Raw genomic sequence first — 4,345 nt, 5'->3', positions numbered from 1 at the left:
CAGAGTAGCTCGTCGGCAGCGACAGGTGTGTATAAGAGCCACCTCCCGCCCCTCCGTGCCGTTCCCCCCACCGAGCAGGAGTCGATAACCGTGCAGCACCGCAAACTCGCACTGCTGGCCGCCACCGGCGCGGCCGCCGCCCTCTGCAGCCTGACCCTGGCGCCGTCGGCCCTCGCCCAGAAGTCCGACGCCCCCGAGTCCGACGCACGGGCGGCAGCCGAATTCGTGGTCAGCGAGGCCCAGTTCAACCAGATGTTCCCGAACAGGAACTCGTTCTACACCTACAGCGGACTCACCGCGGCGCTCAGCGCCTACCCGGGGTTCACCAACACGGGCAGTGACACGGTGAAGAAGCAGGAGGCCGCCGCCTTCCTCGCCAACGTCAGCCACGAGACCGGCGGACTGCAGTACGTGGTCGAGCAGAACGAGGCCAACTACCCCCACTACTGCGACGCCAGCCAGCCGTACGGCTGCCCGGCCGGCACCGCCAAGTACTACGGACGCGGTCCCGTTCAGCTCAGCTGGAACTTCAACTACAAGGCCGCCGGGGACGCCCTGGGCATAGACCTGCTCAACAACCCCGACCTGGTCCAGAACGACGCGGCGGTGGCCTGGAAGACCGGCCTCTGGTACTGGAACACGCAGAGCGGGCCCGGGACCATGACACCGCACGACGCCATGGTCAACGGCGCGGGATTCGGCGAAACCATCCGCGCCATCAACGGCAGCCTGGAGTGCAACGGGGGCAACCCCGGTCAGGTCCAGAGCCGGATCGACAACTACCAGCGCTTCACGCAGGCCCTCGGCGTCGAGCCCGGCGGCAACCTCAGCTGCTGACCGGCACCTCCGGCCCCTCGCGATCAGTGGCACCGCCGATCGCGAGGGGCCGCCGCGCTGTCGCCCCGGGACGAGCGCCGCTAACCGGAGAGGGTGGCGCGCAGCCGCCACAGGTCGCGGAGGACCGCGATCTCGGACATGTGGTGGATGAACTCGAGGTTGGTGCCCGCCACCACGCCGATGTAGGGGTCGTCCGGGTCGGACCCGTACGGGTACTGCGAGAAGCCCACCGTGTCGAGTTGCTCGTCGGTGACGGTGGCGACGTCGGCGCGCCAGCGGTCGATCAGCGACCAGAAGCGGCCGAGCGCCACGTCGGCGGAGGGAGAGAAGTCGACCAGCTGCCTCGGGTCGTGCCGGCGTTCACCGAAGGTCCACTCCCACTGGCCCGCGATGCAGGAGTGCAGGTGCCCGAGCCGCCAGGCGAGGGTGGTGAACGGCGCCTCGTCCGGGGGCGGTTCACCGGTGTGGGCCAGCACCTGCTCGACGCGCTCGGCGCTCACGCTCCAGTCCGCGGCGATCTTGGCGACCGACATGCCCCCGGCGGCCTGCCGCGCCACCTCCGCGTACTCGTTGGCCGGAATGTCCGGGGCGCCCTTGTCCAGCACCCACTCGCCCGGCCCGTACGCCCGGGGCGTCACCGCCTCGGACCTGCGCCGGATCGACCAGCAGCCGTCCACCGGCTCCCACAGGTACTCCTCGTCGCCGAGCCCCGCCAGCCGCACCTGCGCCATCTCCCTGGCCTGGTCGAACTGGTCGAGCAGGCACCCCAACCGGTCGGTGCGCGCACCCTCGGTCTCCATGTCCGGCTCCCCTCGTGACACCCCGCACGCACGCGGCGTCCAGGCGGAGGCTAGCGAGTCGGCACGCGGGGTGCGACCGGATTTCGGCGCCCGGGAGTGCACGGGGACGGCGCGACCCCGGCCGCGGTGGGGCGGCCGTCGACGTGGGTGGCCACCGGAGACTGCCTGGCAGCACGCAGGACCGGTTCGCGGTGGACCGCCCGCACGTTCCCCTTCCACAGCGCCAACAGGCTCCGGACCTCGGGCGTGACCGTGAACCTTGCATCGACCCGGGAGCGTGCGCCGGGGTTGGCGGCCGCGGTCTCATCGCTCTCAGCGGTGGCCGGCCGGCGCCACACCGCGCGCTCCGACACTCCTGTGGCGTCCGGCCCGATCCTCACCCGACGGCAGGGCATCCCGCTCGGGCCGGTCCACCGGAGGTGAGGAGCCCGTGGCGCCGCGTGACTACCGAGGTCCGCCGCGGGTCACCGGGCTCGGCGCCTCGACCGTGTCCACCGCGAGCCAGTACTCCGAGAGGTAGTGCACCTCGTCACCCGCGTAGCCGAGCACGTACTGGACATTGCCGGCCTCGCCCGGCAGAACGTCCTCCAGAACGAACGTCCCGTCCTCGGCGACCGGGAACGGCGGCAGGTCGGAGACCTCCGCACCGGTCAGTCGCTGCACCGTGATCCGCGGCGTCTCGGTGGCGGCCAGGCCGTCCAGGTCGAGTCGTCCGGTCGCCCTGAACGGCGCACCGGCGACGGCCGGCCCGTGCGTCACGTCCACGATGCGCGACGCGGCCAGGGCCTCCCGCGTCTGGATGGTGTGCAGCCAGAACCTGGTGCCCTCGTGATCGGAGGTCACGACGAAGAGCTGCTCTCCGTCCGCTGAGAACTCCATGCCGCGCGGGACCACGCGGTGGCCGGCGGCCTCGTCCTCGAAGCTGATGCGCAGCGGCTGCCGCTCGATCGACGAATCGGCGAACGCCAACGTCAGGTCGGCCGCGTCGCCCGACGCCGCGCCGCCCTGGGCGAACCACTTGCCGTCGGGGCTGAAGGCGACCGCCGTGGGCGCCACGCCCTGAGGCAGCGGCGTGTACGGGTTGCCGAGGAAGCGGGCGTCCTGGCCGCTGAGCAGTACGGTGCCCCGGTCCCCGTCGGCCACTGCGAGGACGGAGCCGTCCGCGGAGCAGTCGCGACGGGTGCGCTACGGTATGACAAGCGTCGCGTGCCGGTGACAGACCGTGTCAGGCATGGAGGCGCCGTATCGAAGGAGGCCGACGATGTCTTCGTCGCACCCTTCGTCCTCGCGTGACTGAGCGCGAGACGACCAGGCTGGTTGCCTGGAGCCAAGAACTCCGTCGGGTCCACCACCGGCTGCGGGAAGCAATGGCCGTGACCCGCACCGCTCTTGCCGACGGGACGCCCGGTGAGGCGGCCGCCCGGGAACTGCTGCTGTACTGCCACGGCTTCTGTGCGGCCCTCGACGGCCACCACCGGGGCGAGGACCGCACCCTTTTCCCGGCCATCGCGGCCGCTCACCCCGAACTGCGCCCGGTGCTGCGCGCGCTGGAGCAGGACCACTCGATGATCGCCCACCTGCTGGGCGGCCTCCAGGCCGCGGTCGACCGGACCGCTCCGCCGGAAGAGCTCGACCAGCACCTCGAAGGCATCGCCGCGATCATGGAGAGCCACTTCCGCTACGAGGAGCGGCAGTTGCTCACCGTGCTCGACACCCTGGAGTTGGCAGCCGCACCCGGTGAGGTGCTGGGTCCGATATGACCCAGGACCGGACGGCGGCGGGCGCGCAACGCCGTGCGGACCGAGCCGGCCGGTGGTGACTCACAGTCCGGGTCCGTCGGACCCGGGCCCCGCCCGGGGCACCAGCGGCGCCCTGCGCGCGGCGGCGAGCGCGGCCCTGGACGACGGCACTCCGGAAGCGCTGCGTCACTTCCTGGAAGTCGGGCCGTACGAGGTCGACACCCAGCGCCTGCCTCTCTGACGCGGCAACAACCGAAAGGTGCGGTAACTTTTGTTTCCATTGGCGGCTTCGGAAACTATAGTTGTCGCATGACGGTCTCTGAGATCACCCCAGAAGAGCAGGCGGAGCTCGACAAGGCCCTGTACGACGCCTTGACCCCCCTGGCTTCGGCCATCCGCTCCCGGGAGGCCGGGTTGTCCGCCGACCGTACGTGGGACGCGAGTCCCCTCGAAGTGACGCTGTCCGTCCTGGCCGCATGGAAGCTCATGGACGGTGAGGTCAAGCGGCTCACGGAGCGGGCGGCCGTGACCGCCGGCTCCTACGGTGCGAGTTATGAGCAGTTGGGAGCCGTCTGGGGTATTACTCGCCAAGGCGCCCGCAAGAAGTGGCCCGGTGCCGTCAGCCGCCCAGCACCCGCGGCAGCGGGCGAGAGCACGCTTGCGCTGTTCGGAGGGACTGCTGAGCTGGTGCAGTCACCTTCGGGCGGTTGGGGCTGGACTGGACGAGGCGCTGATGGAACATCCGGCACGGCCGCCGAGGGGGTACCGTACGCAACCGCAGAAGAGGCAGCAGCTCACGCGGGCGCATTCCTCAAGGAACACGCCCTCGACATGGACGACCAGCCCTAGCTGTATTGACCCGCAGGGTTGTTCACGCGGCTGATCGGTGGGTGGCCGCCGAGTGCGGTGTGGCAGCGGTGGTGGTTGTAGGTGTGCAGGAAGTCTGTCAGAGCTTCGGACCGTTCGTGG

At 70.6% G+C, this 4,345-nt stretch carries 5 protein-coding genes and 2 pseudogenes; 4 read left to right on the top strand and 3 right to left on the bottom strand.

Going from position 1 to position 4,345, the window contains the following annotated elements; genetic code table 11:
- The first annotated feature begins 90 nt into the window (after nt 1-90).
- On the top strand, nt 91-837 hold the full coding sequence (locus DMH12_RS37500) for a chitinase (protein ID WP_125495738.1): 747 nt from the start codon (nt 91-93) through the stop codon (nt 835-837).
- A gap of 80 nt (nt 838-917) precedes the next feature.
- Here the strand turns inward: DMH12_RS37500 and DMH12_RS37495 are convergent, their stop codons facing one another.
- Together DMH12_RS37495 and DMH12_RS37485 are read right to left on the bottom strand one after the other, a co-directional pair.
- The gene (locus DMH12_RS37495; RefSeq protein ID WP_125495737.1) at nt 918-1,637 is read right to left on the bottom strand and encodes a DinB family protein; all 720 of its coding nucleotides are present in this window, start codon (nt 1,635-1,637) and stop codon (nt 918-920) included.
- Between the two features lie 444 nt (nt 1,638-2,081).
- The gene (locus tag DMH12_RS37485; protein WP_260474488.1) at nt 2,082-2,780 is read right to left on the bottom strand and encodes a hypothetical protein; all 699 of its coding nucleotides are present in this window, start codon (nt 2,778-2,780) and stop codon (nt 2,082-2,084) included.
- 146 nt (nt 2,781-2,926) lie between these two features.
- Between DMH12_RS37485 and DMH12_RS37480 the strand changes: the two genes are divergently transcribed.
- The 3 genes and pseudogenes from DMH12_RS37480 to DMH12_RS37470 all read left to right on the top strand — a co-directional run bounded on the left by DMH12_RS37480 (nt 2,927) and on the right by DMH12_RS37470 (nt 4,225).
- The gene (locus DMH12_RS37480; RefSeq protein WP_125495736.1) at nt 2,927-3,397 is read left to right on the top strand and encodes a hemerythrin domain-containing protein; all 471 of its coding nucleotides are present in this window, start codon (nt 2,927-2,929) and stop codon (nt 3,395-3,397) included.
- A 103-nt stretch (nt 3,398-3,500) separates the two neighbouring features.
- Nucleotides 3,501-3,617: pseudogene (locus tag DMH12_RS37475) on the top strand (hypothetical protein); the annotation flags it as partial.
- Between the two features lie 68 nt (nt 3,618-3,685).
- The gene (locus DMH12_RS37470; RefSeq protein WP_260474487.1) at nt 3,686-4,225 is read left to right on the top strand and encodes a hypothetical protein; all 540 of its coding nucleotides are present in this window, start codon (nt 3,686-3,688) and stop codon (nt 4,223-4,225) included.
- Here DMH12_RS37470 and DMH12_RS37465 read toward each other — a convergent pair.
- Nucleotides 4,222-4,345, bottom strand: a pseudogene (locus DMH12_RS37465) (IS481 family transposase); the annotation flags it as partial. The gene DMH12_RS37470 and the pseudogene DMH12_RS37465 overlap by 4 nt on opposite strands.

The sequence above is a fragment of the Streptomyces sp. WAC 04229 genome (genome assembly GCF_003947455.1).
Classification (GTDB): Bacteria; Actinomycetota; Actinomycetes; order Streptomycetales; family Streptomycetaceae; genus Streptomyces.
Note: the sequence above shows the minus strand (reverse complement) of the source record. Positions and strands in the feature narration are given on the sequence as shown.

Excerpts from the sequence above, each read along its gene's own strand:
- DMH12_RS37495 (WP_125495737.1), bottom strand. The coding sequence starts at position 1,637 with ATGGAGACCGAGGGTGCGCGCACCGACCGGTTGGGGTGCCTGCTCGAC.
- DMH12_RS37470 (WP_260474487.1), top strand. The coding sequence starts at position 3,686 with ATGACGGTCTCTGAGATCACCCCAGAAGAGCAGGCGGAGCTCGACAAG.